Source organism: Listeria tempestatis (assembly GCF_963575625.1).
GTDB classification, from domain to species: Bacteria; Bacillota; Bacilli; order Lactobacillales; family Listeriaceae; genus Listeria; species Listeria tempestatis.
The window spans coordinates 1-315 of record NZ_CAUYTK010000036.1; the positions used below are offsets into that span (position 1 = coordinate 1).

The window sequence follows — 315 nt, forward strand, 5'->3', positions numbered from 1 at the left end:
AACGGAAAACCGCATCGGCGCAACAAGAACAAGCATGGAATTTGTCAACAGCTCCACACAAAAACAAGTCGAAGTCCTGAAGAGCAAAGTGAGCCTCGACGATTTATTCAGCGGAAGCACGTTTTACGCCGACCAAATGAAAGCACAGTTTGACGCATGGAAAAAGACCCATCAAGAAGAAGACGTGAGCCGCCAAGATTTTCAAGCCGCCATGTTAAATTCCCGTGCTTTCAGCTACACGTCCATCAAAGACGAACAACAGAAGCAAGAATTTTGGGTGAACATCGCCGCCACAGTGGTCATTATCGGGGTTGC

1 pseudogene is annotated in these 315 nt (G+C 47.6%); it reads left to right on the forward strand.

Annotated features, from left to right (window positions below):
• Positions 1–315, forward strand: a pseudogene (locus R8923_RS14295) (hypothetical protein); the annotation flags it as partial.